The organism is Piscinibacter sp. XHJ-5 (genome assembly GCF_029855045.1).
GTDB lineage: Bacteria > Pseudomonadota > Gammaproteobacteria > Burkholderiales > Burkholderiaceae_C > Albitalea.
Window position 1 is genome coordinate 2,722,151 of sequence record NZ_CP123228.1, and the last position, 25,475, is coordinate 2,747,625.

31 protein-coding genes are annotated in these 25,475 nt (G+C 67.9%); 11 read left to right on the forward strand and 20 right to left on the reverse strand.

Annotated features, from left to right (window positions below; genetic code table 11):
• Positions 1-289 precede the first annotated feature (289 nt).
• Positions 290-982, reverse strand: a complete 693-nt coding sequence (locus P7V53_RS12730; protein WP_280155840.1) for a response regulator transcription factor — start codon at positions 980-982, stop codon at positions 290-292.
• Positions 983-1,241: 259 nt separating this feature from the next.
• On the opposite strand from P7V53_RS12730, the gene P7V53_RS12735 reads away from it, so the two are divergent.
• The 3 genes from P7V53_RS12735 to P7V53_RS12745 all read left to right on the forward strand — a co-directional run bounded on the left by P7V53_RS12735 (position 1,242) and on the right by P7V53_RS12745 (position 2,091).
• The gene (locus P7V53_RS12735) at positions 1,242-1,427 is read left to right on the forward strand and encodes a hypothetical protein (protein WP_280155841.1); all 186 of its coding nucleotides are present in this window, start codon (positions 1,242-1,244) and stop codon (positions 1,425-1,427) included.
• On the forward strand, positions 1,424-1,603 hold the full coding sequence (locus P7V53_RS12740) for a hypothetical protein (RefSeq protein ID WP_280155842.1): 180 nt from the start codon (positions 1,424-1,426) through the stop codon (positions 1,601-1,603). The genes P7V53_RS12735 and P7V53_RS12740 overlap by 4 nt, the downstream gene beginning before the upstream one ends.
• Positions 1,604-1,665: 62 nt before the next feature.
• On the forward strand, positions 1,666-2,091 hold the full coding sequence (locus P7V53_RS12745; protein WP_280155843.1) for an organic hydroperoxide resistance protein: 426 nt from the start codon (positions 1,666-1,668) through the stop codon (positions 2,089-2,091).
• Between the two features lie 45 nt (positions 2,092-2,136).
• On the opposite strand, the gene P7V53_RS12750 is transcribed toward P7V53_RS12745, so the two are convergent.
• Positions 2,137-3,207, reverse strand: coding sequence for a porin (locus tag P7V53_RS12750; RefSeq protein ID WP_280155844.1), 1,071 nt, complete (start codon positions 3,205-3,207; stop codon positions 2,137-2,139).
• Positions 3,208-3,445: 238 nt separating this feature from the next.
• On the opposite strand from P7V53_RS12750, the gene P7V53_RS12755 reads away from it, so the two are divergent.
• From P7V53_RS12755 to P7V53_RS12765, 3 genes are all read left to right on the forward strand, one after another.
• Positions 3,446-4,753: an MFS family transporter gene (locus P7V53_RS12755; RefSeq protein ID WP_280155845.1), complete on the forward strand. Its 1,308-nt coding sequence runs from the start codon at positions 3,446-3,448 to the stop codon at positions 4,751-4,753.
• A 96-nt stretch (positions 4,754-4,849) separates the two neighbouring features.
• Complete coding sequence (locus tag P7V53_RS12760) at positions 4,850-5,008, forward strand: hypothetical protein (RefSeq protein WP_280155846.1); 159 nt, start codon at positions 4,850-4,852, stop codon at positions 5,006-5,008.
• 188 nt (positions 5,009-5,196) lie between these two features.
• A complete protein-coding gene (locus tag P7V53_RS12765) occupies positions 5,197-5,721 on the forward strand; it encodes an acyloxyacyl hydrolase (protein ID WP_280155847.1) in 525 nt (174 codons plus the stop codon).
• 94 nt (positions 5,722-5,815) lie between these two features.
• Here the strand turns inward: P7V53_RS12765 and P7V53_RS12770 are convergent, their stop codons facing one another.
• Entirely contained in the window at positions 5,816-6,193 is a 378-nt protein-coding gene (locus P7V53_RS12770; protein ID WP_280155848.1) for a DUF4148 domain-containing protein, read from the reverse strand.
• Positions 6,194-6,543: 350 nt separating this feature from the next.
• Here P7V53_RS12770 and P7V53_RS12775 point away from each other — a divergent pair, with 350 nt between their 5' ends.
• Positions 6,544-6,849, forward strand: a complete 306-nt coding sequence (locus tag P7V53_RS12775; RefSeq protein WP_280155849.1) for a hypothetical protein — start codon at positions 6,544-6,546, stop codon at positions 6,847-6,849.
• A 9-nt stretch (positions 6,850-6,858) separates the two neighbouring features.
• On the opposite strand, the gene P7V53_RS12780 is transcribed toward P7V53_RS12775, so the two are convergent.
• The 4 genes from P7V53_RS12780 to P7V53_RS12795 all read right to left on the reverse strand — a co-directional run bounded on the left by P7V53_RS12780 (position 6,859) and on the right by P7V53_RS12795 (position 9,025).
• Positions 6,859-7,107 carry a hypothetical protein gene (locus P7V53_RS12780; RefSeq protein ID WP_280155850.1) on the reverse strand — a complete coding sequence of 83 codons (249 nt, stop codon included), beginning with the start codon at positions 7,105-7,107 and terminating at the stop codon, positions 6,859-6,861.
• A 104-nt stretch (positions 7,108-7,211) separates the two neighbouring features.
• The gene (locus P7V53_RS12785) at positions 7,212-7,703 is read right to left on the reverse strand and encodes a hypothetical protein (protein ID WP_280155851.1); all 492 of its coding nucleotides are present in this window, start codon (positions 7,701-7,703) and stop codon (positions 7,212-7,214) included.
• A 118-nt stretch (positions 7,704-7,821) separates the two neighbouring features.
• On the reverse strand, positions 7,822-8,238 hold the full coding sequence (locus P7V53_RS12790) for a DUF4148 domain-containing protein (protein WP_280155852.1): 417 nt from the start codon (positions 8,236-8,238) through the stop codon (positions 7,822-7,824).
• 61 nt (positions 8,239-8,299) lie between these two features.
• A complete protein-coding gene (locus P7V53_RS12795) occupies positions 8,300-9,025 on the reverse strand; it encodes a LysR family transcriptional regulator (RefSeq protein ID WP_280155853.1) in 726 nt (241 codons plus the stop codon).
• Positions 9,026-9,260: 235 nt separating this feature from the next.
• Between P7V53_RS12795 and P7V53_RS12800 the strand changes: the two genes are divergently transcribed.
• The 4 genes from P7V53_RS12800 (at position 9,261) to P7V53_RS12815 (ending at position 11,883) form a co-directional block, all read left to right on the forward strand.
• On the forward strand, positions 9,261-9,791 hold the full coding sequence (locus P7V53_RS12800) for a cytochrome P460 family protein (RefSeq protein ID WP_280155854.1): 531 nt from the start codon (positions 9,261-9,263) through the stop codon (positions 9,789-9,791).
• A gap of 171 nt (positions 9,792-9,962) precedes the next feature.
• On the forward strand, positions 9,963-10,799 hold the full coding sequence (locus tag P7V53_RS12805; RefSeq protein ID WP_280155855.1) for an alpha/beta hydrolase: 837 nt from the start codon (positions 9,963-9,965) through the stop codon (positions 10,797-10,799).
• Positions 10,800-10,869: 70 nt separating this feature from the next.
• Positions 10,870-11,232: a LysR family transcriptional regulator gene (locus P7V53_RS12810; RefSeq protein ID WP_280155856.1), complete on the forward strand. Its 363-nt coding sequence runs from the start codon at positions 10,870-10,872 to the stop codon at positions 11,230-11,232.
• A 6-nt stretch (positions 11,233-11,238) separates the two neighbouring features.
• Positions 11,239-11,883: a helix-turn-helix domain-containing protein gene (locus tag P7V53_RS12815; protein ID WP_280155857.1), complete on the forward strand. Its 645-nt coding sequence runs from the start codon at positions 11,239-11,241 to the stop codon at positions 11,881-11,883.
• 75 nt (positions 11,884-11,958) lie between these two features.
• On the opposite strand, the gene P7V53_RS12820 is transcribed toward P7V53_RS12815, so the two are convergent.
• From P7V53_RS12820 to P7V53_RS12880, 13 genes are all read right to left on the reverse strand, one after another.
• Positions 11,959-12,891: an NAD(P)H-binding protein gene (locus tag P7V53_RS12820; protein WP_280155858.1), complete on the reverse strand. Its 933-nt coding sequence runs from the start codon at positions 12,889-12,891 to the stop codon at positions 11,959-11,961.
• 91 nt (positions 12,892-12,982) lie between these two features.
• Positions 12,983-14,242 (reverse strand): bifunctional alpha/beta hydrolase/OsmC family protein, encoded by a 1,260-nt coding sequence (locus P7V53_RS12825; RefSeq protein ID WP_280155859.1) that lies wholly within the window; start codon positions 14,240-14,242, stop codon positions 12,983-12,985.
• Between the two features lie 128 nt (positions 14,243-14,370).
• Positions 14,371-15,942 (reverse strand): phospholipase D family protein, encoded by a 1,572-nt coding sequence (locus P7V53_RS12830; RefSeq protein ID WP_280155860.1) that lies wholly within the window; start codon positions 15,940-15,942, stop codon positions 14,371-14,373.
• Between the two features lie 579 nt (positions 15,943-16,521).
• On the reverse strand, positions 16,522-17,997 hold the full coding sequence (locus P7V53_RS12835) for a TolC family protein (RefSeq protein WP_280155861.1): 1,476 nt from the start codon (positions 17,995-17,997) through the stop codon (positions 16,522-16,524).
• A complete protein-coding gene (locus tag P7V53_RS12840) occupies positions 17,994-18,884 on the reverse strand; it encodes an HlyD family secretion protein (protein ID WP_280155773.1) in 891 nt (296 codons plus the stop codon). The genes P7V53_RS12835 and P7V53_RS12840 overlap by 4 nt, the downstream gene beginning before the upstream one ends.
• A 7-nt stretch (positions 18,885-18,891) precedes the next feature.
• Entirely contained in the window at positions 18,892-19,122 is a 231-nt protein-coding gene (locus P7V53_RS12845; RefSeq protein ID WP_280155774.1) for a DUF1656 domain-containing protein, read from the reverse strand.
• Positions 19,119-21,170, reverse strand: a complete 2,052-nt coding sequence (locus P7V53_RS12850) for an FUSC family protein (protein WP_280155862.1) — start codon at positions 21,168-21,170, stop codon at positions 19,119-19,121. The genes P7V53_RS12845 and P7V53_RS12850 overlap by 4 nt, the downstream gene beginning before the upstream one ends.
• 37 nt (positions 21,171-21,207) lie before the next feature.
• Complete coding sequence (locus P7V53_RS12855; RefSeq protein ID WP_280155863.1) at positions 21,208-21,900, reverse strand: response regulator transcription factor; 693 nt, start codon at positions 21,898-21,900, stop codon at positions 21,208-21,210.
• A gap of 150 nt (positions 21,901-22,050) precedes the next feature.
• Positions 22,051-22,179: a hypothetical protein gene (locus tag P7V53_RS12860; RefSeq protein ID WP_280155864.1), complete on the reverse strand. Its 129-nt coding sequence runs from the start codon at positions 22,177-22,179 to the stop codon at positions 22,051-22,053.
• 264 nt (positions 22,180-22,443) lie between these two features.
• Positions 22,444-23,160, reverse strand: coding sequence for an MgtC/SapB family protein (locus tag P7V53_RS12865; RefSeq protein WP_280155865.1), 717 nt, complete (start codon positions 23,158-23,160; stop codon positions 22,444-22,446).
• Positions 23,157-23,786: an ABC-type transport auxiliary lipoprotein family protein gene (locus P7V53_RS12870; protein ID WP_280155866.1), complete on the reverse strand. Its 630-nt coding sequence runs from the start codon at positions 23,784-23,786 to the stop codon at positions 23,157-23,159. The genes P7V53_RS12865 and P7V53_RS12870 overlap by 4 nt, the downstream gene beginning before the upstream one ends.
• Positions 23,783-24,715, reverse strand: a complete 933-nt coding sequence (locus P7V53_RS12875; RefSeq protein WP_280155867.1) for an MlaD family protein — start codon at positions 24,713-24,715, stop codon at positions 23,783-23,785. The genes P7V53_RS12870 and P7V53_RS12875 overlap by 4 nt, the downstream gene beginning before the upstream one ends.
• On the reverse strand, positions 24,715-25,473 hold the full coding sequence (locus tag P7V53_RS12880; RefSeq protein WP_280155868.1) for an ATP-binding cassette domain-containing protein: 759 nt from the start codon (positions 25,471-25,473) through the stop codon (positions 24,715-24,717). Before P7V53_RS12880 ends, P7V53_RS12875 begins: the two co-directional genes overlap by 1 nt.
• Positions 25,474-25,475 lie beyond the last annotated feature (2 nt).

The window sequence follows — 25,475 nt, forward strand, 5'->3', positions numbered from 1 at the left end:
CCCCGGCGGACAACGCGCCTGATCCTGTCGAGCGAACCCAGGTGCTGCCGTGCCACGGCGAGCGCGTTGCATGCCGCGAGACGGGCTGCCTTGCGGCCGGCATGGACGTCGATCTCCGCGCCGAGGCGCCCGATGAACCTGGCCTCGCGGCCTCCGGTCGGCAGCATGCCGGTGAGAAAGAGCAGTTGGCCCGTCTGCACGGTTGCGGTGGCTCGGGCAGCCTGATGCCCAGCTCGCCCAGTCGCTGTTCGGGCGCGATGCTTCGCTGCTCGACATGTCGCTCCCTCGCTCACGCGTGCTGTGCCTGTGGCTGCATCCCGGCCATGCGCAAGGCGGGCGGCACGGGCAGGGCAGGCATGCGCTCCTCCACCAGGCCGCGCGTGGCGGCGATCCCTGCGGCCTGCGTGCGCGACGTGGCACCGAGCTTGGTCATGATGGCGCTCATGTGCGACTTGACCGTGCCTACCTCGATCTGCAGATGCCGGGCGATCGCCTTGTTCGATTCGCCGGTGACCACGAGCCGCAGCACCTCGACCTCGCGCGACGTCAGTGAGGCCCGGGTCAAGCTGTCGGCCATGCGTTGTGCCACCGACCGGCACAGGTAGCGCACGCCGCTGGCCACCGTCGTCACGCCTTCGACGAGCTCGCTGAGCGATCCGCCGAGCAGCAGATAGCCGTGGATGCCCGCCTCGATGGCCCTGCGGATGTCCGCTTCGCGATCGTTGGGTGTCAAGGCCAGGATCCGGGCTGCCGCCAGCGGCCGGCACGATGCGCGGACCGCTGCATCCGCGAGAGCCATCGCGTGGCTGTAGTCGGCGATGACGACATCGATCCGCAGCCCGTCCGGGTCCATGACATCGACGCCGTCCACGTAGATCTCGAAGGCCGGGTGCTGGCGCAGGGCTGCGACGAGACCGGCGCACAGCAGCGGATCGTCTTGCATGACAAGGATGTTCGAGCGGCGAGGTGCGGTGACGTTCATCGGGTTCTCCACAGGGCTGGGTATGAGGTGAGCGGCTGTTGCCACGCTTGCGAAGCGGTGGCAGCGGGATGCGATCTCACAGCAATCGGCGAGGCCGATCCATTGCACGTTGGTATCGCCCGATACCTAAGCACTACTCCTCGCGTCGAGCCATCGCCACGTCAACGGGCGGATGCAAGCCTGTGACCAAGGCCGGATGCGCCTCTGTCGCGGGGCGCCGACAGTCGGCTCCCCAACCTCCCTGAGCGAGGAAACGACCATGACCCGATCCCACAAGATCGCCGTGCAGGAACACGGCGCGGCGACTCAGACGGCGCTCCGCGCGATCAAGGCGCTGGCGCTGGCGGCTCCCCTCGTTGCGTTCGGCGTGTCCAGCGCGACGACCTGGCGACGCGCATCGCGTCGTTCGATCGCCAGGCGATCGTCGACACCAAGAAGCTGGTGAATGCAGCGACGCTGCCGCCGGACGCCGAGCTCCAGGCGAGCCGGGACGCGTTCATCGCGTCGGTGCAGCGGCCCGCGGCGCAAGCGAGGCTGAAGGCCTTGCTCGACAAAGGACTCCAGAAACCCGGCGATGTGGAACGGCGCCTGGGCCGCTACGCGGCGGAGTACGGGAAGTAGTCACTGCATCCTCACCGTTCGACTTCATCTCTCCCCATTCTTCTTTTTGACAGGAGCACATCGTGTCCGCACAACTGAGAGCCAAGAAGGTCCTCTACACAGCCCGTGTCCACACCGCCGGCGACCGCGACGGCGGCGTGTCGCGCAGCGACGACGGTCGCCTCGACGTTACCCACACCGTGCCCGGCAAACCGGGCGACGGGACCAACCCGGAACAGCTCCTGGCCGCAGGCTGGTCCGCCTGCTTCCAGGGTGCGATGGGACTGGCCGCCGGCAAGATGAAGGTCGCGATGCCCGCCGGCACGGCGATCGATGCCGAGGTGGACCTTTGTCTGGGCGATGACGGGTATTCGCTGCAGGCCCGCCTCAACGTCAGCGTGCCGGGGTTGCCGCGCGACGTGGCCCAGACGCTGGTCGAGACGGCGCATCAGACGTGCCCGTACTCGAAGGCCATGCGGGACATCCCGGTGGCGATCAACCTGGTGTGAAGCGACCGTTGGGGTTCGCTGCGCTCGGCGCAGCAAACCCCGACCTCAGAACATGTGCCGCACGCCGACAGCCAGTTGCGTGATGTTGCGGTCCGCGGCGGTCGTCAGTCCGGCCGGCAAGCTGCTCGACCAGCGGGCAGCGTAGTGCGTCCCTTCGTTCCTGAACCGCGTCGCCGCCGTGTAGAGGTTCGTTCTCTTCGAGAGGTCGTATTGATAGCCGACCCCGAACGCCTGCGTCTTCCCGTCATCGTGCTTCTGCTTGTTGACCAGGAACTGCGCGCGAAACAGGTTGGTGCGCACGCGGTAGTCGCCGCCGAGCCACCAGCCGATGCCGTCGGCATTGGCGTCCGTTCGGTCGTTGACCGAGATCACGCCGGCCATCGCACGCCAGTTGTCGTGGGCATAGGCGCCGCCGGCGGAGACGGTGCGCACGCCGAGGCCGTCGTTGATGCGGTCGTCCACGATCGACAGCATGGCGTCGATCGCCCCCGAGGTGTAGCGGCCGTAGACATCGGCCACGCGGGTCTGCGTCGTCGCACCGCTCGACTCGCCGAGGCCGAGCAGCACGCCAGCCTTGAACCCGCCGAACGAAGCCGACTCGAGCTTGACCGAGTTGTTGACCCGCGCCGGGCCGCCGTTGCCCGTCGCCGTGGTGGTGGTCCCGCCGCGCACCGGCTCGTAGGCCCCGAAGCCGCCGATCACGCCGGTGCTCGGGCCCACAGGGACGTTGCTGAACGCGCTGAATTCGGTGGCGACGCTGTAGACGCTGCCGTACTGGCGACCGAGGGTGAGCGTGCCGTAGGGGGCGCTGATACCCACGAAGGCCTGGCGGCCCCAGAAGGCGTTCTGCCCGTTGGTGCCGTCGTCCAGGTTGATGCCGCTCTCGAGCGTGAACAGCGCGCGCAGGCCGCCGCTCAGGTTTTCCTGGCCCTTGATGCCGAAGCGCGAGCCGGACTGGCCGCCCGATTGCGTGCGGGTCAGCGTCGCGGCGCCGCGCGCGACCTCGACATAGGCATCGACGATGCCGTACAGCGTGAGGTTGCTCGTCGGCTGTGCATGCGCGACGGAGGTGACGGCCAGCGCGAAGCCGGCCAATGCGAACGGAGCTGATTTCATGGTGAGGCCGGTCGTGAGGACGTTGCGAATGTGAGCTGTCGCAGCTCCTTCGTCATCGGCCGCACGACAGACATGGCGAGCGAACCTGGGTAAGACAGCAGCGCTGCACCTAGGCCGCGCCTCGACCGACATCCTTGGAACGATGACGCTTGTCCGTCGACCCGGGAAAGTGGCGGCATCCGTCGAGCCGATCGGTGTGCTGAACGGCTGCCGGTCCCCTCAACACGGAGCTCTCGACATGGCCCTGGCCGCCCAATCCCTCGAATCGCACTACGCCAGCCACGAAAAGCGCAAGCGCATCCTGGCCATCGTGGCCGCATCCGCCGGCAACCTGGTCGAGTGGTTCGACTTCTACGTCTACGCTTTCTGCGCCGTCTACTTCGCGCCCGCCTTCTTCCCGAAGTCGGACGCCACGGCCCAGCTGCTGAACACGGCTGGCGTGTTCGCCGCCGGCTTCCTGATGCGGCCGATCGGCGGCTGGATGTTCGGGCGGATCGCCGACCGGCGCGGCCGAAAGACTGCCATGGTGATCTCGGTGCTGATGATGTGCGCCGGATCGCTGCTGGTTGCCTGCCTGCCGACCTACGCGACCCTGGGCGCCTGGTCGCCCGCCTTGCTGCTCGTCGCGCGCCTGGTGCAAGGCTTGTCCGTCGGGGGTGAATACGGCACCACCGCGACCTACATGAGCGAGGTGGCGCTGCGCGGCCGGCGGGGTTTCTTCTCGTCGTTCCAGTACGTCACGTTGATCGGCGGCCAGTTGCTCGCCGTGCTGGTCGTGGTGGCCCTGCAGCAGTGGCTCGACGAGGCCGAGTTGAAGGCCTGGGGTTGGCGTATCCCGTTCGTCATCGGCGCGGCCACGGCCCTGGTCGCGATGGCGCTGCGGCGAACGCTGCACGAGACCGCGGCGCCGAAGATGCGCGACGACAAGGCAGCGGGCAGCGTGACCCAGCTGCTGCGTCACCACCGCGCGGCCTTCCTCACCGTGCTGGGCTACACCGCTGGCGGCTCACTGATCTTCTATACCTTCACCACCTACATGCAGAAGTACCTGGTTCACTCCGCAGGCTTGTCGATCAAGACGGCCAGCCACGTCATGACGGGATGCCTGTTCCTGTTCATGTGCATTCAGCCCGCGTTCGGCGCCCTGTCGGACCGCATCGGGCGAAGGACCAGCATGTTGCTCTTCACCGGGCTCGGGGCGCTCGCCACGGTGCCCATCTTCACCGCGCTCCATGCGGTCGACAGTCCATACGCGCACTTCGCGCTGATCCTGGGGGCGCTGGCCATCGTGAGCTTCTACACGTCCATCAGCGGCATCGTGAAGGCAGAGCTCTTTCCGCCGGAGGTTCGCGCGCTCGGTGTGGGTCTGGCCTACGCGATCGCCAACGCCCTCTTCGGCGGCTCGGCGGAATACGTTGCGCTCGCGCTGAAGTCGCTGGGCCATGAGTCGGCCTTCTATTGGTACGTGACCGCGATGATGGTCATGGCCTTCGTCGTGAGCCTGCGCCTGCCGCGGCAAGCCAGCTATCTGCATCACGACCGCTGAACAGTGTGTTTCGCCAGCGGGCCTTTATCCGGCCAGGGGAGGTGCCTACCTTTGCTGGATGCGAGCACTGGTGTTCGCGTCTGAAAGGAAACGACCATGACCCTCGATGAAGCGCAACGCACCACCGGCGATCCGTCCCTCGTGAGGGAAGACGACGCGCTCGGGCAGCAAGGCCCTGCCCAGGGGAGCGAGCAAGAGGCATCCAGGGCCATCAACGAATGGGACGACTGGAAGCCCGCACGCGACCTGGTCTGAGCTGCCGTCAGTCGCAGGCGCAGGCAGTCCATGTGGCAGAGGCGCTTCGTTCGCTTCATTGCGACAGTGACTGCGTCTTCCACAAGAGCGTCGGAGTCTTCATGCGGTTCTCGAATCTCGCAGCTTCTTCCGTATCGGCCTCATGCCGTTTGCGCGCCATCGTTGCGGCTGCAACGGCATCCATCTGCATGAGCAGCTGGGCCGATGAGCCCTTGTTCGCAAAAGGCGGCGTTTCTTCGCTCAAGCCCGATGCGTTCTTCGCGCAGCTCGGCGTTGCGGACGAGGTGACATCGGGCACCGGAGGAGCGATCTGGAACGTCCCCTGGGACGCGCTGGGCCCGCGCTGGAGCATGTACGTCGAGGCCTCGGTCAGTCGCTGGCAAAGCCGCGGAGGCTATCCGGCCGAAACCGGCATCCTCACGCAGCTCGCGCTGATCCCGGTGTTTCGCTATCGGCTCGACGAAGGTCGCTCACGGTGGTTCCTGGAGGGCGGCATCGGAGCGACCGTCACGTCGAGCGTCTATCGCGGCGGAGAGAGTCGGTTCAGCACCTCGTTCAACTTCGGCGATCACGCCGGCGTCGGCTACTCCTTCGGCGAGCGAAGGAACAACGAGCTCGTGCTGCGCGTCGAGCACTTCTCCAACGCGGGCATCAAGCATCCGAATCCCGGCAAGAACTTCCTCGAGCTGCGCTACGTGCGGCACTTCGACTGAGAGGTTTGCGTCATCCGGCGCCGCCGCGATCCTCGTGGGCGGCGCCGGTCTTTCGTGAGGGCCGCGCGAAGGCGCGCCCTTTTGCCGCACCCTGTCAGCCGCCCGTCTTCGCGTCCTTCTGGGTCTTGCGGCCGGCGTAGGCACGTGTGCTCTGCGCTTGCGGCTCGATGAAGCCGCTGTACGCCTCGTTGACGACAGGCAGCTCGCCATTGGCTCGCGCACGCGCGAGGTCCTGCTTGACCTGCGCCCGGGTGAGCGTGGTCGCCGGGACATGGCGGTAGTCGAAGCTGCCGTAGGCCTCACCCTGCAGCGCCGCCAGCTCGCCGCTGGCCGCTGCCTGGCGCAGTTCGGCCTGCACCTCCGCACGGCTCGCGGTGCTGGGGGGCGGGTTCCATTGCTCGGCTTCGACGGCCGCCGCGCTGCCGGCGGCCGCGATGAAGGAGAGGGCGATGGTGAGTTGTCGGACGTTCATGCTGTGTTCCTGATGATGACTCATGAGTCGTGGGGGTGAAAACGCGGCGCGACCCATGACACTGCTGCGCTTCTTCATCAATGAGCGACAAGGGCTCTCTCGCGCATCGATGCTTCACTTTAGGCACTGAGGCCGCGACGAAAAAGCACGCGGGGTCGAACGACGCGTTGCAGCGGTCGCAACAGTCAAAGCGCTCGCTCCGGCGTGCCTGCCGGGTCCGCAAGGTTCCTTGCTTCCATGGAATTGACTGTTGTCGGCACCTCGCTTTCTCCTCGGATGACCAGTCACTAGATTCATGACATCGAGCCGCTGCGGCAGCAGACAAGCCGATCTCTTCAACAGGAATCACCATGAGCCAACTCTTCCTTCGCCATGCATCTGGCTGGGCCGCCGTTGCCGCCTTGCTGACATCGACCGCCACGTTCGCGCAAGGTTGCGCATCGATGCACGCGCCCGCCGGCCAGGCCAAGGCATGCGGCTGCGGCGACACGTCCGCAGCCGTGGTCAACGAAGTCCCCGAGGTGGGCCCCTATGCCAGGTACCTCATCTCCCAGGGCATGCGAAAGGACGAGGCGCTGCAAGCGGCGCGGTCCATCGATGCCGGCCAGGCAGAGGCGTCTCGCGCGATGCGCCGGCTCGCACCGACAGTGCGCTGAGGCTTCGCTTCACGCGCCCGCCGAAAGCGGGCTGCAGCGTCGGACGGTGATGTCCTCGGGAAAGTGGATGTCTGCGGTCAGCTCGGTCGCGGCGTCGCGCCGGACGAAACGGCCGCGCAGCCGCACCGACAAGGCAGGCAACGGCTGCACATCGAGCAGCCGGGCCCAATCGCTCGAACGGGCAGCTTCGATCGCCACGCTCGACACCCATACGGTGAGCGGAATGCCGTCGCGGGCGGCCTCGCGCAGCTGCAGCATGCGATGGGCGCCGAGGCGGGTCACGGACGCCACGTGGCCGCCGTACCAGTCCGGCCGGCAGAGCTGCGCGTAGGCCAGCCCGCGCAGGGCGGTAGACCGTTCCACTATCCGACCGCGATGAAGCGATCGGCGCGCGCCGCCCGCCAAGTGGCGTCGCGTTGCCTCGATACGCAGGCGATGGGGAGGGCGTCGCCGAGCCAGTCGTTCGGCGTGACGAACCACAGCGCGAGCTCCCAGTCCGCGATTACCCCTGCGAGCTCGCGTGCGATGCGCGCAACCTCGGGACGCACGCGCATGTCGCCGTCGAACTGGAAGAGCGGCCACCACTGGATGCCGTTCCAGAAGAAGCTCACCGAGCCGTCCCTGTCGGGCATGTCGCTGCTGCGCCGCGTCTCATGGGGGCGCGCCGCTGCAATTCGCCGCAGGACCTCATCCTTTCGCGCGATGCCGCCGGCGGCGCGGTAGGCGCCGAGCAAGGCGGCAAAGGTGCTGTCGCTCGCGGCGGTCGCCGCCTGCGGCGCATTCGCCGGCAACGGCATCGGCACCGTGGCGGCGTACTGCCGCGGCCAGTCCACGGCCAGGTCGTTCATCTTCATGCATCACCTCGAAGCTGCGAATGTCCGCCATCGAAGTCTCGACATCGCCGCTGCAGCCGGCATCCGGCTGTGGACAGGTGCCGCTTTCTATCCAATGGCGGGTGCCCGGACGCTGCATTCAGACCGCGTTGCGTTGACCCTGGCTCAGGCGGGCGCCCCGCGCGACGGCGGCGGCCGTCTCGCTTTGCACCTGCTCGCGCGAACGCGTCGAACGGATCTCGCCGACCTGGAACGAGCCGTAGCTCTGGTTGTGCGTCTGCAGCTCGCCGGCACGCCTCGCCACGTCGAGGTCGGCCAGCACCTGCGACCGCGCCTGCGTGGAAGCGAGCTGCTCATTCGAGAAGCCGCCGTAGGCCTCGCCGCGGTTGTCGAGCTGGCCGGCAGCGCGTGCCTGTGCGAGCTCGGCCTTGACCTCGGCACGCGTGCGAGCGGACGCCGTTGCGTTGTCGAAATCGCGGGTGCCTTCCTGGGCAAGCGCGGCGGTGCCGGTCGCGAGGGCAAGAACGATGGAGAGAGTGACCTTGTGGGCGTTCATGGCGAGTCCTTTCGATTCGGTGGATGCTCGGAGGACGACGATGTCCTTCGATGAGACGAATCTAGAGGCGGGGCCTGGTCTGCAGAAGTGGCCTCTCGGCCAATGCAGTTTTGCGACTTCGCGAAGAGTGCGGTACCGGCCACAAGCACGACACGCCGATGAACCGGAGGCAGAGACTGACGAAGCGCGGCGTGAACTGCACCGTTCGCGCGATCGCCGACCCGTCGGCGGGCGGAAAGCTCCACGAGTCGATGCCGAAGTGCGTCATCGCGATGATCTGGTGCTCGGCGAGGTCCGCGGGCTGCGTGATGCGCTTGTGGGTGGCGAGATAGCGCGGCGCCGCCGCCACGACACGCCGCACCTCGCCCACGCTCAGCGCAACCAGCGTGGAGTCGGCGAGGTGCGAGATCCGCAGCGCCACGTCGATGCCTTCGTCGATCAGATGGGCTGGACGGTCGAGCATGTCCAGCCGCACCGACACGGCGGCGACCGGCGCCGTGATGGTGAGCATGCCGCGCGGCGCCGATCGTTCGCCCGCGGCGGCCATCTCAGCCTCCTCGAGATCGGTGAGGATGCGTCGGCACGCGACGGCGTAGCGCTCGCCGGCCTCGCTGAGCTTGATCGACCTCGTCGTGCGATGCAGCAGCTCCGTGCCGACATGCGCCTCGAGGTATGCGATGGCGCGGCTCACGGCAGCAGGTGACTTGCCCAGCTTGCGTCCAGCGCCGGCGAGACTGCCGGCGTTGAGTGCCGCCACGAACACCTTCATCGCGTCGATGCGATCCAAGACCATTCCCCGCGCGAAAGACGTACGCGAAGCATAGGCCGTTCGCTTGCGCAGCGCGCCGTCAGGCTGCGCGACGCAGTAGCCGCGAGCGACCGTCTCCATGTCCGCTCAGGCACGACGAGCTCATACCAAAGTATCGGGCAACACCATCGTGCAATGGTCCGCATGCTGCGCGTGAGGTCTCATGAGCAACCACCGGGAACAGCCTGTCCATCCAACCCGAAAGGAGTCTCACTTGAAACCCAAGGACATCATGAGGATCACGACGGCGACAGCGGTGCTGGCTGCCCTGGTCACGATCGTCTACGCGCAGGACAAGTACTCGCTGAAGTCGCCGAGCGGAATCGCGTTCTCCGACTTCAAGGGCTACGAGGACTGGGCGGTGGTCTCATCCGCCCGCACCGATGAAGTGCTCAAGGTGATCGTTGCCAACCCGACGATGATCGAGGCCTACAAGGCCGGCGTTCCAGGCAACGGCCAGCCTTTCCCGGAGGGCTCCAGGATCGTGAAGCTGCAGTGGAAGCCGAAGAAGAGCACGGAGGCCCCCTTCGACGTGGAGGTGCCGGACGTCTTCACGGAGGCTTTCGTCATCGAGAAGGACAGCAGACGGTTTCCGAAGACCGGTGGCTGGGGATACGCGCTGTTCAAACATGACGCCGCGACCGGCAAGTTGACGAGCGACCCAGCCACCGCCGACTGCGGACATGCATGCCATGTCGCAGTGAAGGGCAAGGACTACATCTTCCACCCATACCAGAAGCGCTGAGCGCGGCCGCGATCTTTGCAAGTCGGCCAATGAAGTATTGACCGTCCCTGTCTTGCTCGGCACGTGTCCGTTTTCATAGAGTGATTCATCGGCGGCCAGTGGCCGTCCACCCCCGGCCCGGGCGCCACGTCGTCGACCGGCGGCCCGTCATTGCACATCAAGGAACCATTCATGCAGAAACCTGCTCGCCGACGTCGCCTCGCCACCCTGGCGGCCGCTTCCTCCCTGGCCGTGTGGCTGGCCTGGGCCAGTGCACCGGCGCTGTCGGCATCGACCGAAGCCACGGAGGCCACGACCGGCGCCAAGCCCACGATTGTCCTGGTGCATGGCGCCTTCGCCGAGTCGTCGAGCTGGGAAGCCGTCGTCGCCCGTCTGCTCGCGAAGGGCTATCCGGTGGTTGCTGCAGCGAACCCGCTGCGCGGAGTGCACAGCGACGCCACGTACCTCGCCAGCCTGGTGGACAGCATCCCTGGCCCGATCGTGCTCGTCGGTCACTCGTACGGCGGCAGCGTCATCACCAATGCCGCGACTGGCAGACCCAACGTGAAGGCGCTGGTGTACGTGGCGGCCTTCGCTCCTGACGCCGGCGAAAGTCTCGCCATCCTGAGCGCGAAGTACCCGGGCAGCACGCTGGGCGCGGCATTGCTGCCGCCGGTACCGCTCAGCGACGGCAACTACGATCTCTACGTCAAGCCATCGGAGTATCGCGAGAGCTTCGCCGCCGACGTGCCGCCACGCTCGGCGGCATTGCTTGCAGCCACGCAGCGGCCCCTGACCGCAGCCGCACAGGTCGAGCCCTCGGGGACGCCGGCGTGGAAGTTCATTCCGTCGTGGTTCATCTACGGCACGCGCGACAAGGCGATCCCGCCCGCCCTGCAGCCATTCATGGCGGAGCGCGCACACTCCAGGCACACGGTGGCCGTCGAAGGCGCCTCGCATGCGGTGATGGCTTCGCATCCCGAGCCGGTGGTGAAGCTGATCATGGAAGCGGCCGGCGCAGGGGTCTGAGGTGCGGAACGTCGCAAGCGGGTTGCTGCCCAACCGGCGACGCGTCCAGGTGGAAGCGCGACGACAGACCATGGACAAGCTGAGTGCGATGAAGGCCTTTGTGCGGGTCGTTGAAGTCGGCACCTTCACCAAGGCGGCCGAGTCTCTCGGCCTGCCCAAGCCCAAGGTGACTCGCCTGGTGCAGAGCCTGGAGAAACAGCTCAAGACGATGCTGCTCCATCGCACCACCCGGCGAGTCACGATCACGGCAAACGGCGCTGCCTACTACGACGGTGCCGTGCGGGTGCTGGGCGAGATCAAACAGCTCGAATCGAATCTGTCCGAAGCGGCGGACGCGAGAGGCAAGCTGCGCGTCGGGGTCGCACGGGTTGGGGCGAGGGGCCGAAGTCAGCGCCCGACGCTGCTGGACGAAGAGATCGAAGGTCTGGACTGAGCCGTCATGAGCCAGGATTCCCGGTCGTCTCGCCCGACCCGGCGTCGGCGTTCTCACGCGCGTCCCGCAGAGCTGTTGGACGCGGCTTGCGAGGTGTTCGGCGAGAAGGGATACGCCGCCGCGCGCACGGAGGAGATCGCGGAGCTGGCCGGAGTCTCCAAGGGCACTCTGTACCGTTACTACCCCAGCAAGGAAGAGCTGTTCAAGGCCGCGATTTCGCGGGCCCGTTCGAAAACAGTCGTTGCCGGGGTGCTTCCGGTTGTCCATGCCAATGCCGCGAGCGCCGATGTGCTTCATCGCGTGCTGGCGGAGTTGTGGTCGCAGCTGGCCGGACCTGCCGGAGCCGGCGCGTTCAGGATGCTGTTGACCGACGTCCGCCGATTCCCCGATGTCCCGGACCTCATGCTGCGCACCGTGATGGAGCCCGGACGTGCACTAATCGGCGAGGTGGTTCGCAAGGGCATGAATCGCGGCGAGTTCCGTCCGCTGAATCCCGATGTGGTGGCGCTTTCCGCCCTCGCGCCCATCATCATGATGTGCCTGCAGATGCAGACGAACGGCGATGGCGCTGCCTCCGGGTCACTCGCTGATGGTGCAAGCTTCGTCCGCCAGCACGTCGAGCTGGTACTCCAAGGATTGCAGGCCGACTGATCCCAACCACCGAGGTCAAGCCGTCCGCCGTTGCGGCGTCGGTCAACTTCGCATTGAACCGAGTAAGCAACCGTCCTAGGCGGTCGTGGCGGGCCGCGTGAATTCCGCGGCGTGCGCCTGCACGAACTCGCGCAGGCTCGTCGGCGCACGACCCGACAGCCGCGTGAAGTCGTCCGTCATGCGGTCGTAGCGGCCCTGCTGATGCAAGCGCGCCATTGCGGCGAAGTGGGCCAGCAGGTACGCCGGAACGCCGGCCTCGCGCAACTTGCCGGTCCAGGCGTCGACCGGCACGTCGCGGTAGGTGATCGTGCGCCCGAGCGTCTCGGAGAAGACCTTCGCGAAGTGCGTCAGGTCGGCCGACTCGGGTCCCGTGAGGTTGTAGGTGCGACCGATGTGCGGAGCCGGCTCGTCCAGCACCAAGGCGACGACGCGCGCGACGTCCACCGCGGAGACGGGCGCGGTGCGGCCACCGCCGAGCGGCAGCACGAGCGCATCGCTGTCGCGCACGCCCGCCGCGGCGAGCACCTGGAAGAAGCCCTCCATGAATACGGTTGGCCGCATCGTGACAACCGGCAGGCCGGACCACGAGAGCGCCTGCTCGGCGAGCCAGTGCAGCTTGTGCTGGGGACTGTCGGTGGTCTCGGTGATGCTCATCTGCGTGACCGTCATCTGCGACATGTTCACGAAGGCTTCGACGCCATGGTGGCGGGCGACCGCGGCGATGTTGACGGTGGCCTCGAGATAAGCCGCGGAGACCGACATGCCGAAGTAGATGCGCATGCAGCCCTCGACGGCGCGGTGCACCGAGGCGAGGTCGGTCAGGTCGCCCACCACCACCTCGGCGCCGAGGCGGCGGAGGTCTTCCGCGCGCGTGTCCTCTCGTCGCACCATGGCGCGCACCTTGTGGCCCTGGGCCAGCAGCATCTCGGTGACGTTGCGGCCGATGGCGCCGATCGCACCGGCGGCGCCGGTCACGAGGATGGGGAAGTCGTGTTCTGAAATGGTCATCGCTTTTCCTTGGGAGTCGGGTCGTGGTGGGCCAATGCGGGTCATGGCGGCGGGCGCGGGTCGCGAACTGCAGCGCTGGCGCGGCGCTGCTTCATGCGCCCCCCAATTCCTTGCTGAGGTCTTGTGCGTGCTGTCCGGCGGTCTCGACGCCTGCCAAGTCACCGATCGCGCCAACCTCTCGGGTGGTGATGCGGGCTCCGTGTTCAAGCGAACGATGCACGGGACAGCGCTCGGCGATCTCGATGAGTCGAGCACGCTGTGTGGCATCGAGCTCCCCCTCGATGGCAATCTCCCGAACGAAGGCGTCGGGTAGGGGTTGTCCGGTGTCCCGCGTGTGGCCTACACAGACACGCACACGCTCCAGTGACCAGCGCTTGTGTCGAGCGTACATGCGCAGCGTCATGACCGTGCACGCACCCAGACCTGCGCTCAGCAACTCGTACGGCGTCGGCCCCGAGCCAAGCCCACCGATGTCGGCAGGTTCGTCGGCCAGGAAGTGGGTGGAACCGGCGTGTACCTCCACCTGGAAGTTGCCGATCCCCGTCTCCTCGACCACCACCTCGCCGCGCTCGCTGGCCATGCGTGCCGGCGCCCCGCCGACATAGCGCGCAGCCCACGCCGCGATGACCTGGGCAGCGTACTCTGCGTCAGCGGGGCGAGTCAGGAGGTGGTTGGCATCATCCAGTGACACGAAGCTCTTTGGATGGTGTGCGGCTTGAAAGATGCGCGTGGCGTTGGAGATGTCCACCGTCGTGTCCATCGGCGCATGCAAGACCAGCAGCGCCTTCCGAAGCGAGCCGATCCGTTGCCCCTGGTCGTGCCTGGCCAGATCGTCGATGAAGCTGCGGCGCATGCGGAACGGACGACCACCCAGGTTCACCTGCGCCTCGCCTTGGGCCAGGAGCGTTGCCAGGTCGGAAGCGAACAGGTGAGTGACGTGCTGGACATCGAAAGGTGCGGCGAGGGTTGCGACGGCGGTCACCGAAGGTAGATCGCTGGCGGCGGCCACTACCGCTGCGCCGCCCAGGCTGTGGCCGATGAGCAGCTTGGGCGTCATGCCGGCGCGGGACATGGCGCAGGCCGCAGCAAGCAGGTCCTGCACGCTGCCGCTGAAGGTGCTGTCTGCAAAGTCGCCGCCGCTTTGCCCAAGGCCCGTGAAGTCGAAGCGCAGGACGCCGATGCCCTGTGAAGAGAGGGCCCGTGCAATGCGCACCGCCGCCAACGAATCCTTGCTGCAGGTGAAGCAGTGAGCAAAGATCGCAAAGGCATGCGGAGGGCCATCGGGGAGGTCCAGTCTGCCGACGAGCGGTACGCCTGGTTCGCCGTGGAACTCAAAGGGCTGGCTTCGCATCGCTTTTCTCCTGCGCGTTCCCGGCAACGTATCGAACTCTTCGACCACGCGCCCGTCGCTTCGCCGGCGCTGCTCGATGGGTTCAAGAACCTGGTGGTGATGTTCTCGCTGAACTGGAGCACCGATCGTCAGAGCAGCCCTTCGGGCACGAATGGCGAGAACAGGAAGAGCTTCAGTCGCCGTGCGGGGCTCACCTCGGGCTCGTCGTCGTGCACCGTGGAGACTCCATCGACCGTTTCGATCCATGTGATTCGGTCGCCGGGCTGCTCCAGCTGCAGCCGGTAGGTGTCGCTGTCGCGCAGCTCGTCGAGCAGCCCTGACACCTGCGCGGCCAGCGCGGGGGAGTCGACCATCACGCCCAGTTCGGTGTTCTCCCGCGACGAGCGGAAGTCCATGTTCATCGAGCCGATGAAGGTGGTGCGCGCGTCGATCACCGCGATCTTGGCGTGCGAGCGCCCGACCGCCGCGATCTGCACGCCGTGCCGCTTCGCCATGGCCGGCGGCCGCGCGCTCATCTCGTAGATGTCGACGCCCATTCTCAGCAGCGCCTTGCGGTAGCGCGCGTATGCGGCGCTCGCGAACGGCTCGTCGTTGGCGGCCAGCGAGTTGGTGATGAGTGTTGTGCGCACGTCGTGCGCGCGGGCCCGGCGCAAGGCGTCCATGCCGATCTTGCCGGGCACGACGTAGGGCGAGGCCAGTTTGAGCTCGGACGTCGCCGCGTCGCAGGCTCGGACCGCCGCGGCGATGACCGTATCCGGGTCGTCGCCGCGTTCGCTGCGACCAGTGACCTTCTGCGGGTCGTCGGCGAACACCTGCACGGCGCCGTGCAGCAGCGGCACCGGTGGTTGCGCGAGATCGACGCTGAGCGGCGCGTTGCCGAGCATGTCGCGGGTGTCCGGCGGCAGTGGCGCGAAAGCCGCACCAGCCGACGCGGTCCGGCGCTCGAAAGCGCTGCGCAGCTGCGGCAAATCGATGGGTGCGGGCTCCAGCGCGTGAAGCGGGTACGCGTAGGGGCTGTTCCAGTACGTGTCGAAGATCGATGCGAGCCGGTCGACGGGGGCGCCGGCGAGCAGCAGGTCGAAGTCGATGAAGTTGCCGGTCTCGCTGCGGAAGAAGTATTCGTCGGCCACGTTGCGTCCGCCAGCGACGGCGAAGGCGCCGTCGGCGATGAACAGCTTGTTGTGCATCCGGTGGTTGATGCGCGCGAAGTCGAGCAGCGAGAAGCCCCAGCGGGTCAGCGTCAGCGAGCGGCCGGCGGGGAAGGGGTTGAATACCCGCACCTCGACGTTGTCGTGCGCCGAAAGCTCGTGCAGCAGGCGCGAACTGCCTGCGGTGTACAGGTCGTCGACGAGCAGGCGCACCCGCACGCCGCGGGCGGCGGCGTTGCGCACCTCGCGCATCCACGTGCGGCCGGTGGCGTCGTCCTGCACCAGGTAGTACTGCAGGTCCAGCGTTCTCTCGGCCCGGGCGGTGAGCGCAAGGCGCGCATCCATCGCCAGTGCGCTGGTCGGCAGGGCGCGGAACCCGGCGCTCTCGCCGGCCGGCAGGCTCTGCGTCGAGATGCGGCCCAGCGAGGTGCCGGCGCTGGCCGCGATCGCAGCGCTCGCCACTTTGTCGACGGGCGACAGCGAGGCGCAATCCTGCAACGCGGCCAGGCACACGGCCACGAGAAGGAGCGACAGGGTGCGGCGAATGGTCATGCGCGTGGAATCCGGTGTCGCATGCTGGCAGCGACAGGGCCGTCGCGCGCGCGACTGATGGCGCAGATCGCGTTCTGACCTTCGGATGAGCCAAGAACCACACACCGCTTCCCGGCCGACGTGCCCGGCGGCTCGCGGTTGTCGCGGCACCCGCGGATGACGGTGTCGAATGCACGGACATTCATGTCATGGCGCTGAACTCGCTGACATCGGGGCGACTCCGCGATCGGCCTGCGGTGGTACCGCGAGCTCGGGAGCGGGCGCCGCCTGACGCCTCGGCAAGGGTATTTCGATTGCCACCGGAGACCAGCGCTTGACGACACCATCGTCTCTGGCTTGGCGGATCTCGCGATCCACCCGGTTGCGCGTCGCCACGGCGTTTCCGCGCAGCCACATGTCGTTCGTCCCTGCTTGCGCCTGCGCTTGCGCGGCGTCTGTGCTGCCCATGGCCAGCAGAAGGAGTGCCGACCACAGGGGAAGGATCCTCATGTCGATGTCCTCGAATCAATGCGTTCACACTGAACGCTCGAATCGAGGATAGGCCGCGGCGCGCCTTTCGGACAGACGCCGCGCTGCAACTCAAGGTTGCATCGGGCGTAACGGAGGCGATCGTGGCGTCGCCTCATCGTCCCACCCGCCACCGAGTGCGAGGAACAGGTTGACCTGGTCGGCCGCGACGCGGCTTTCGGCTGCGGCCACGCTCTGCTCGATCTGGCTCAGCGTGCGCAGCGCATCCAGCACCGGGAGGTAGCCGATCCGGCCCGCTTCGAACAGGCGCTGCGTATCGCGCGCCGCGTTCTGCGCCTGCGTGCGGGCAGACTCCAGGATGATGCGCCGCTCCTGGTCACGGGCATGGACCTCCAGCGCGCTCTCCGTCTCCTTCAACGCGGTCAGCACGACACCGTCGAAGCGTGCCAGCAGCGCCTCGCGATCCGCCTGGGCGGCACGGATGCGCGCCTTGACTCTGGTTCTGTCCGGAAACTCCCAGCTGATGAGGGGACCGAGCGAGAACTTGAAGCTGTCGCTGCGCAAGGCGTGCTGATCCACACCGACGGACCCGATCGAAGCGCCGAGAGCGACCTTCGGATAGAGCTCGCCCGTCACCACGCCGATCCTGTCCGACGCGGACAGCACGTCGAACTCGGCACGCCGTATGTCGGGGCGACGCCGAAGCAGAGCGGCCCCGTCGCCGATCGGGATCGGCTTGGCCAGGCGCGGCTCCTGGTCGCAACGGCCCAGTTCCTCGGGAAGCTCCCGAGGCGTGCGGCCCGTGAGTGCGGCCAGGCGATACATCGCAACGCGCCGTTGCGCCTCGAGCGTGGGGATGGAGGCGCGCACCTGCTCTTCCTGGGCCGAGGAGCGATCGACGTCGACCGGGGTGCCTCGGCCATGGACGGCCAACCTGCGCGTGAGCTCCGTGCTGCGGGCCTGCAGGCTCACCTGGTTTTGCGCCACGACGATCTCCCTGCCCGCAGAGCACAGCTCCAGGTAGGCACGCGTCGTTTCGGCCACCACGCTCACGCGCGCGGCGTCCCGGGCCGCGGTGGCGGACCCGACATCGGCCTGCGCTGCGTCGATGCTGCGCTGGATCTGCCCGAACAGGTCGACCTGGTAGGAGACGCCGAACCCCGCGCCATAGACGAACTTGCTGGGAAACGGCTTGCCCGGATGGAGCTCTTCCTGCGCCGAGCGCCGGGCGAAGGAGGGTTGGGCGCTGAGCGTGGTGGAAGGTTCCTGTGCGGCGCTGGCCAGGTCGAGCGCCGCTTGGGCCTTCAGCAGGTTCGCAGCGGCCGTCCGCAAGTCCGTGTTCGCCGCCAACGCCTGCTGCACCAGGCCATCGAGCGTCCGGCTGTCGTACAGGCGCCACCAAGCGTCGGGGACGGGCTCCTGGGCGACGTACCCATTGCTCGTGCCGATGAACGAGCCTTGCGCCGTGGGCTTGTTGAGCGCAGCAGCCTCGGGCAGCGGGGCGCGCGGTGGAATGAAGCCGGAGCAGCCGGCAAGCAAGGCGGCGAGCACGAGCGTGGCCAGCCGCTTCATGGCGGGCGTTCTCATCGCTTGCTCAACTGCAGGCGATCGGCGCCCAGCACGTCCACGCTGGCCGTGCGTCCCATGATCAGCCTGCGGTCCTCGGGCAGCGTGTCCAGCCGCACGCGAACGGGGATGCGCTGCGCGAGGCGCACCCAGTTGAACGTGGGGTTCACGTTGGCCAGCAGGTTCGAGCTCGGGCCGCGCTCACGATCCTCGATGCCCGCGGCGATGCTGTCCACATGCCCGTAGAGGGGCTCGCTCTCGCCGATCAGGCGCACCCGCACGGCGTTGCCGACCTGCACGCGCGCGATCTTCGTCTCCTCGAAATAGCCCATGACGTGGATCGAGTCCTTGTCGACCAGGGCCATGACCGCCCGCCCCGTCGTGGCATAGGCTCCCGGGCGCAGGTCCAGGTTCGTGACCCAGCCGTCCACCGGCGCCACGACGCGCGTGCGCGCGAGGTTCACCTTGGCGTTGTCGACGGCGGCGAGCGCCTGGGCCAGCGACGCATTGAGCTGGTCCAGCTTCTGCCCGCTTTGCTCGCCGGTCTCCGCCGGCACCAGGTCGCCCAGCGCATGGTTTCGACGGTCCTCGCGCTGCGCCTGCGCGAGCTGCGACTTGAGGCCGCGAACCGACGCCTCGGCCTGGGCCAACGCAATGCGCGGGCGCACCGAGTCGACGGTGAACAGCAGGTCGCCCTTGTGCACGGCCTGGTTGTCGTGCACGGCAATGTGCTCGACGATGCCCGAGACGTCCGGAGCGATCTGCACCACGTCGGCTCGCACACGGCCGTCGCGTGTCCAGGGCGCCTCGCGATAGTGCTGCCACAGTCCGAAGCTCGCCCAGGCGCCGGCCGCGACGATGGCCACAGTGGCGCCCACCTTCAGAATGCGTTGGACCGGTATCTCCATCGTTGCTTCATCCCAGCAGGTAGACCAGATGCTCCTGGAAATGCGTGGCCGCGAGGGCCAACGCCAACCAGAGCACCGCGAACAGGGCGAGATCGACCAGCGGCGGATGCCAGACCCACCGGTACGCACCGAGGGCGACCAGCACGCGGCGCAGGATCGTCAACGCCGCGACGGCGACGAGCGCGGTGATCAGCGCCACATCGAAGAACAGGCCGAACAGATTGATGTCGGCGATCACGCAGGAGCCCCGTTCGCGGTTGAGGTGACGCGGCTCGGCGGAAAAAGTCCCAGCCGCAGGCCTGTCGCTGCCGTGAGCCCCTGCACGCGCAGAGCATCCGGATCGGACTCGACCAGCCTCGCGATGGCGCGGTCGATGGAGTCCAGGATGGTCGCCGCCGGGGCGATGTCCGGGCGTTCCAGACGTTGCCGGAAGTGAACCCCGATCTGCGTCAACGCGCTCTCGATGGCGGTGCGCACTTCCGGCTTCGCTGCCAGGCCCGCGTGACGCAGATCGAGCATGTTCACGCCGATCCTCAGATCGTCCAGCGCGCGCCCGGCCTGGGCTCGCAGCACGCCGCTCGTTGCGGCCATGCGCGGCAGCAGCAAGCCGATGCGGTCGAGCATGCGGCTGCCCCACGCCGCGCGGGAGAGCCCGTTCGTGTCGTCCGCCATGGCCGCGAGGTCGCGCCATGCTGCATGCAGCAGCCTGCGCACCCGGGTCTCCGCGCCGATGACGCGGACCAGCGAGGTGACGACCAGCGCGATGGTGGTGCCCATCAGCGATCCGACGGCCAGGTGGGTGAAGCTCCAGAAGTCGACGGTCTGCACCGGCTGAAAGGAGACGAGGGTGAGCCAGACGATCAAGAACCCGAATGCATGCGCCCCGAGCTTCGGCGTTGCCATGTAGAGCGAGATGAAGAACAGCAGCGGAGCAACCGCCAGGGCCAGCGCGGCGTGATCGTGGAGTGCCGGGAAGACCGCGAACACATAGAGCGCAGCGGCGGGGATGGCGAACACCGCGGAGACGACCAGCAGCAACTTGTGAACGGGACGCGGATCGTCTAGGAAAGCGAACAGCGAGCTGGACGCAGCGGCGATGCCGATCGCCGCGGATCCCTGATCCCAGCCGAGCATCCAGCACAGCCCGCCGGCGACGATCACCGCCAGCGCGGCGGCAAGGCCCGACGAGGCCGCCAGCGCGTAGTCGACGTGACGGGGGCGCTCGGTGGCTTGGGCGAGGAGCGTGCGGGTGCGATCGTCCGCAACGCTGGCATCCTCTTCGAGATGATGCAGCAGGGTCAGGCAGTCGCTCCAAGCCTCCAGCAGCTGGGCAAGGCGTTCCATGGCGCCGAGCGCGAGCAGCTGACCGTTCGCAAGATCGCGCTGCCCCGTGTCGACGAGGGTAGTGCTCCACGCGCTCAGGCCGGCGGCGTCTGCGCGCGTGAACGGGCGGTCCAGCATCAGCCGCACAGTCTCGAGGTGCGCATCGACCCTTGCGCCCAAGCGGGCGTCGGCCGCACGAATGGCCGGCAGCCGGTCTTCCACGCCGGCCAGGAGCGGCAGGAGTGCGAGCAGGCGCTCCTCGAGAGCGGTCACGATGGCGATGTCCCGCGCCGTGATGCCCGGCTCGAAACGCAGATGGACGACCAGGTTGTTCATCTCGGCCAGGTCGGCGCCGAGACGCTCGCGGGCCCGCCGCTCGGCGTCGTCGGTCGGTTCCGGCCCCAGCCCCTTCCGGATCCAGCGCCGCGCCTCGCCGACGGTGGCGCGCACCTTGTCGACGAGCACCGGCTTGACGCTGCGGGGAGCGAAGACGGTGTGCACGGCCATCGACACGGCCGCGCCCAGCATGATCTCCTCGCTGCGCCACAGGATCACGTCGAAGAGGGACGACGGATTGTTGGCCACCGGGATGCCGATCAAGGGCAACGTGTACCCCGCCAGCATGAGCACGTAGTTGCGCGGACGAGGGTCCAGCAGCGCCACGTAGAGGCAGAGCCCGACCCAGGTCGCAACGCCGAGGACGAGCAACTCCGGGGCCGCATTGCACGCAGGGATGACGAAGAGGGTCCCGGCCACGCCCAGCAGCGTTCCAAGGGCTCGATGCACGGAGCGGCCAACGACCGCTCCGGCCGCGCCTCCCAGCTGCTGGCTCGTCAGGAAGACCGTGAGCACCGCCCATCCGGGATTGGGCAGGTTGAACCAGAGCGCCAGCAGCAGGGCGGCGATGGCGGCCGCCGAGGTCTTGATCGCGAAGGCAATGCCGCGGGGATTGAACGCGTTCATGAGAGGGCGCGGGCGTCGATGTCGGCCTTCGTCCGCATCAGGCAGGCTGTGCCATCGGTTCAAGCCGGTGCACGCGCACCGAGGACGACCCCGGCGGGATCGGCATGCGCTCCTCCACCAACCCTCGCGTGACCGCGACGGCGGCGGCCTGCGTGCGCGACGTGGCATTCAACTTGGCCAGGATGGCGTTCACGTGCGACTTCACGGTGCCGACCCCGATATGGAGCTGCCGCGCGATCGACTTGTTGCATTCGCCGGCCACCAGGAGTTCCAGCACCTCGATCTCGCGCGCTGTCAGCGCCTCACGGGTCAGGCTGTCCGCCATTCGCTGCGCAGCCGAGCGACTCAGGTAGCGCCCGCCATGAGCCAGTGCTGTCGCGCACTCGATGAGCTCGCTCAGGGGCCCTCCGAGGAGAAGATAGCCGTCGACGCCCGCTTGAATGGCCCGCCGGATGTCGGCCTCGCGTTCCCTGGAGGTCAGGGCCAGGATCCTGGCCGTGGCGAGAGATCGGCGTGCGGCTCTCGCGGCAGCGTCGGTCAGCCGGATGGCCTGGTGATAGTCGGCGATGACGACGTCGATCGGATGTCCGTCAGGACCCGCGGCGTCCGTGCCGTCTGCGAAGACTTCGAAGTCTGCATGTTCGCGCAGGGATGCGACGATGCCGGCGCGCACGAGCGGATCAGGATGCATCACCAGGATGTTGGGTGAGCAGGGCAGGGCGGGATTCATCGTGTGGTTCCGTCACGCAGAGGCTGAACGTGGAGTCGACTCTCTCTGACCGAGAGGTCACCTGCTGCTGGTAGACACGCGATGGGCTCATTTATTCCGCCGCTGCGGCCGGAAGGGTCGGGCAGGCCGGCGTGGTCGACGGCGAAGCGCTCACAGGTATCCCTGCGGAAAGAGCGGCAGCGATGCCCCCGTGTCGCTCGCAACGCGCACCGCATCGCCCTCGCCGGCCGGCGCGAACTCGCGGCTTCCGTCGCGCATGTGCAGCAGCGATGCCGACAAGCATGGAAGCTCGTCCGGCCCGCACCCGGCCGGGGCGTCGAGTTCGCGAGCGGCAGGCTGGGACATTGCGGTGAGGGCCATGGTGCAAGCAGGACGAGTGCAGTTGCCCAGTGTTCAGCGTTGCGGGAGCCGCAGACAACGACCTTTGGATGCATGGCGGTCTCTGCCTCGCGAGGGAAAAACTCGTCGCGATGGCTGCAGCCTGCGGCAGGTCACTCAGAGAGCACAGAGCCACAGAGGCCATCCCACCGAGCTCGACCCACCTCAGGTGCGGCTCGAGTGCGTGAGGGTGAAGGACTCGACCTCGGCCATCGCGGACAGCTCGCTGACGAGCCGGTTCATCGCGTCGGTGTCCGTCACCGAGTTGCCGAAGATCAGGCACTGGAGCTCGAAGCGTCCCTGGTCGTTGGTGATCGTGAGGCTGTCCAACGGAATGCTCATGCCCCGCTTGGTCATGTAGCGATGGATCGCCTCGGGAAGGGGCGTGTACCCGGGCCGGAAGCGGACCGTCCCGGCCATGACCGCATGCGCGGGAAGTTGACGTTCGATCCGCGGCATGACCGTCATGCTGATGACGAACAGCGCCGTGAGCCCGATGGCCGGCAGGTAGAAGCCCACGCCGACCAGGATCCCGATGGCCGCGGAGCCCCAGATGGAGGCCGCCGTCGTGAGTCCGCGGACGCTCATGCCGGTCTTCACGATGATGCCGGCGCCCAGGAAACCGATGCCGGTGAGGATGCTGCCGATGACGCGCGTCGGATCGCCGCTCCCCGTCTCGTGCGCGGTGCTCCAGTACCAGAGCGACGGATAGCCCGCCACCAACGTGACGGCGCAGGACGTGGCGCAGACGAGGCAATACACCTGGCTGCCCGACGCACGGCCGCTGAAGTAGCGCTCGTAGCCGACGAACCAGCCGAGGAGCAACGCGCCGGCCATGTGCACCACGATCCACAGCCCTGCGGTATGCCAGGCGGCGCTCACGGGCTCGCATCCGGACCGCGCGACCGGGCGGCCGTCTGGCCGGCCCACGCGACGACTTCGTCGAGCAGCGGGCCCAGGGCGACGTCGAACGCCTGCACGGCACCGGCCGCGTCGGACGTGAGCGCGGGCGCGCTGGCGGTGAAGCGGCGTTGTCCCGCGACGAAGCGCCGGGCCGGATCGCTCAGGACGGCCGTGAGCGAGACCTTCGCAAGTCCTGGGCGGGCGGCCGCGTCGTGATAGATCTCGTCGAGATGCGTGTCGAGCACCAGCATCCCGTGCACGCCGCCGGTGGCGTCAGCCACCGTGCCGAAGGCGCCGCTTCGGCGCAAGCGCTCGGTGAGCAGCGCGCCGAGCCGGCGGCTGGGCGGCTCGGTCCAGCTGTTCAGCTGGTAGTAGGCACGCGTGCCGACCGTCGGGCTGTAGACGATGGCCTGCGCATCGTAGAAGCCGGCGGCCGTGGTCGGGGTCACCAGCAGCGTCGAAGCCTGCGCGGCGGCCGCGACGGGCGCGGGCGCAGGCGCAGGATCGAGCACGTGGTAGTGCTGCGGCGCTCGCACGCCGGTACTGCAGGCCGTCGCGGCGGCGGCCAGCACCAAGGCCGGCAGGACGCGGTGAAAGAGCTTCATCTTCCGGTCTCCCCAGGACCGAGGCTCGCGGCGCTGGGGCCCAACAACGCGGCGCGCGGATCGCCCAGTTTTCTCGATGTCGTGCCCAGCGCATCGGCAGCGGATCGAAGCTGCTGGCTCGTGATTCGCAGCTCGATGCCCGCATCTCCGAGGAAGTCCTCGGTGCGGCCTGCCAGCCGCGATACGTCGCCGCTCAGCTGCCGCACCGCGGCGGTCGCCTCGCCGAGATGGGCGCCGGCCTGTGCGCCGAGCGTGTCGTAGCGGTCGGCGAGGCGGTGGAAGTCGCTCGCAGCCGACGTCGTCGTCGACTGCAGCGTGTCGGCGGTGCGACCGATCGATGCCAGCGTGGCGTCCATGCGTCTCGTCAGCGCGCCGGCGCTGCGCGTGGCAACGCGCAGGTTGTCCAGCGTTTCGGCGAAGGCCGCCTGGTTCTCCGGCGACAGCGCCTGGCCGATCCGCTTCATCGTCTCGTCGGCGCGCTGGGCGAGCTGGCTCATCGTCTGCGAGAACTGCTGCAGTTGCGACTCGCCTTCCGGGATGGTCGCATGCGCGCGGTCCAGCAGCGGGCTGTCCTCCTGCAGCGTCACCAGCCGGATGGTGGCGAGGCCCGTGATCAGGTTGCGGTCGACCACCGCGCGTGTGCTGGTGCGCACGGGTGCGGACGCGTCGACGTCGATGGTGACGTCGACGCCGCCCGGCTGCTGCTTCGAGAACGCGAACCGCACGACGCTGCCCACGCGGATGCCCCTCATGTGCACGTCGCTGTCCGGCTCCAGTCCTTCCAGCGACTGGCGTGTGAAGGTCGATGTGTAGTGGCGGGTCTGCCTGCCGTTGCCCGTTGTCAGCAGCCACGCGAGCGCCGCCACCACGATGCCGAGCACGATCAGCACCGAAGCGCCGACCACCGTGTATCGAGCGTGAGGTTCCATCACGCGGCTCCTTGAAGTTGCGGCGAGCGCGTCGAGAAGTACTGGCGGATCCAGGGGTGATCCAAGCCGGTCACCGACGCGAGCGGACCGTCGGCAATCACCCGGCCGCCGGCCAGTGCGATGGCACGGTCGACGATGCTGAACAGCGTGTCCAGGTCGTGGGTGACCATGAACACGGTGAGGCCGAGGCTGTCGGTGAGCGTGCGGATGAGGCGGTCGAACGCACGCGCGCCGATCGGGTCGAGCCCCGACGTGGGCTCGTCGAGGAACAGGATCTCGGGCTCCAGCGCGAGCGCGCGCGCCAGTGCCACGCGCTTGCGCATGCCGCCCGACAGCTGCGCCGGGGTCTTGCTGCAGCTGTCGCGATCAAGACCGACGAGCGACAGCTTCAGTCCCACCAGGGCGGCGATGGTCGCGTCGTCGAGCTGCGCGTGCTCGCGCAGCGGCAAGGCGATGTTCTCGGCCACCGTGAGCGACGAGAAGAGCGCCCCGTCCTGGAACAGCATGCCGAAGCGGTGCCGCAAGGCGTTCATGTCGGCCGCGCCGGCCTTGCAGACGTCGGTCCCCAGCATCCGGATGCGTCCCGCGGTGGGCCGCAGCAGCCCGATCATTTCCTTCAGCAGCACGGACTTCCCCGTGCCGCTGCCGCCGATCAGCGCGACGAGCTGACCGCGCGCGATCGAGAAGCTCACGCCGTCGTGGATCGCGGCGCTTTCGAAGCGCGTGACGATGGCGTCGACCTCCAGCACGGGCTCCACTT

Bases quoted from the DNA above. Each gene is read 5' to 3' on its own strand.
- P7V53_RS12815 (WP_280155857.1), top strand. From the start codon at position 11,239: ATGAGCCAGGATTCCCGGTCGTCTCGCCCGACCCGGCGTCGGCGTTCT.
- P7V53_RS12805 (WP_280155855.1), top strand. From the start codon at position 9,963: ATGCAGAAACCTGCTCGCCGACGTCGCCTCGCCACCCTGGCGGCCGCT.
- P7V53_RS12810 (WP_280155856.1), top strand. From the start codon at position 10,870: ATGGACAAGCTGAGTGCGATGAAGGCCTTTGTGCGGGTCGTTGAAGTC.
- P7V53_RS12760 (WP_280155846.1), top strand. From the start codon at position 4,850: ATGACCCTCGATGAAGCGCAACGCACCACCGGCGATCCGTCCCTCGTG.
- P7V53_RS12730 (WP_280155840.1), bottom strand. From the start codon at position 982: ATGAACGTCACCGCACCTCGCCGCTCGAACATCCTTGTCATGCAAGAC.
- P7V53_RS12820 (WP_280155858.1), bottom strand. From the start codon at position 12,891: ATGACCATTTCAGAACACGACTTCCCCATCCTCGTGACCGGCGCCGCC.
- P7V53_RS12870 (WP_280155866.1), bottom strand. From the start codon at position 23,786: ATGAAGCTCTTTCACCGCGTCCTGCCGGCCTTGGTGCTGGCCGCCGCC.
- P7V53_RS12750 (WP_280155844.1), bottom strand. From the start codon at position 3,207: ATGAAATCAGCTCCGTTCGCATTGGCCGGCTTCGCGCTGGCCGTCACC.
- P7V53_RS12835 (WP_280155861.1), bottom strand. From the start codon at position 17,997: ATGAGAACGCCCGCCATGAAGCGGCTGGCCACGCTCGTGCTCGCCGCC.
- P7V53_RS12850 (WP_280155862.1), bottom strand. From the start codon at position 21,170: ATGAACGCGTTCAATCCCCGCGGCATTGCCTTCGCGATCAAGACCTCG.
- P7V53_RS12780 (WP_280155850.1), bottom strand. From the start codon at position 7,107: ATGCTGCAGCTGCGCGAGGCCGCCCGCGACGGCATTCCGCTCACCGTA.
- P7V53_RS12825 (WP_280155859.1), bottom strand. From the start codon at position 14,242: ATGCGAAGCCAGCCCTTTGAGTTCCACGGCGAACCAGGCGTACCGCTC.
- P7V53_RS12770 (WP_280155848.1), bottom strand. From the start codon at position 6,193: ATGAACGTCCGACAACTCACCATCGCCCTCTCCTTCATCGCGGCCGCC.
- P7V53_RS12790 (WP_280155852.1), bottom strand. From the start codon at position 8,238: ATGAACGCCCACAAGGTCACTCTCTCCATCGTTCTTGCCCTCGCGACC.
- P7V53_RS12830 (WP_280155860.1), bottom strand. From the start codon at position 15,942: ATGACCATTCGCCGCACCCTGTCGCTCCTTCTCGTGGCCGTGTGCCTG.
- P7V53_RS12855 (WP_280155863.1), bottom strand. From the start codon at position 21,900: ATGAATCCCGCCCTGCCCTGCTCACCCAACATCCTGGTGATGCATCCT.
- P7V53_RS12735 (WP_280155841.1), top strand. From the start codon at position 1,242: ATGACCCGATCCCACAAGATCGCCGTGCAGGAACACGGCGCGGCGACT.
- P7V53_RS12840 (WP_280155773.1), bottom strand. From the start codon at position 18,884: ATGGAGATACCGGTCCAACGCATTCTGAAGGTGGGCGCCACTGTGGCC.
- P7V53_RS12875 (WP_280155867.1), bottom strand. From the start codon at position 24,715: ATGGAACCTCACGCTCGATACACGGTGGTCGGCGCTTCGGTGCTGATC.
- P7V53_RS12785 (WP_280155851.1), bottom strand. From the start codon at position 7,703: ATGAAGATGAACGACCTGGCCGTGGACTGGCCGCGGCAGTACGCCGCC.
- P7V53_RS12755 (WP_280155845.1), top strand. From the start codon at position 3,446: ATGGCCCTGGCCGCCCAATCCCTCGAATCGCACTACGCCAGCCACGAA.
- P7V53_RS12765 (WP_280155847.1), top strand. From the start codon at position 5,197: ATGAGCAGCTGGGCCGATGAGCCCTTGTTCGCAAAAGGCGGCGTTTCT.
- P7V53_RS12775 (WP_280155849.1), top strand. From the start codon at position 6,544: ATGAGCCAACTCTTCCTTCGCCATGCATCTGGCTGGGCCGCCGTTGCC.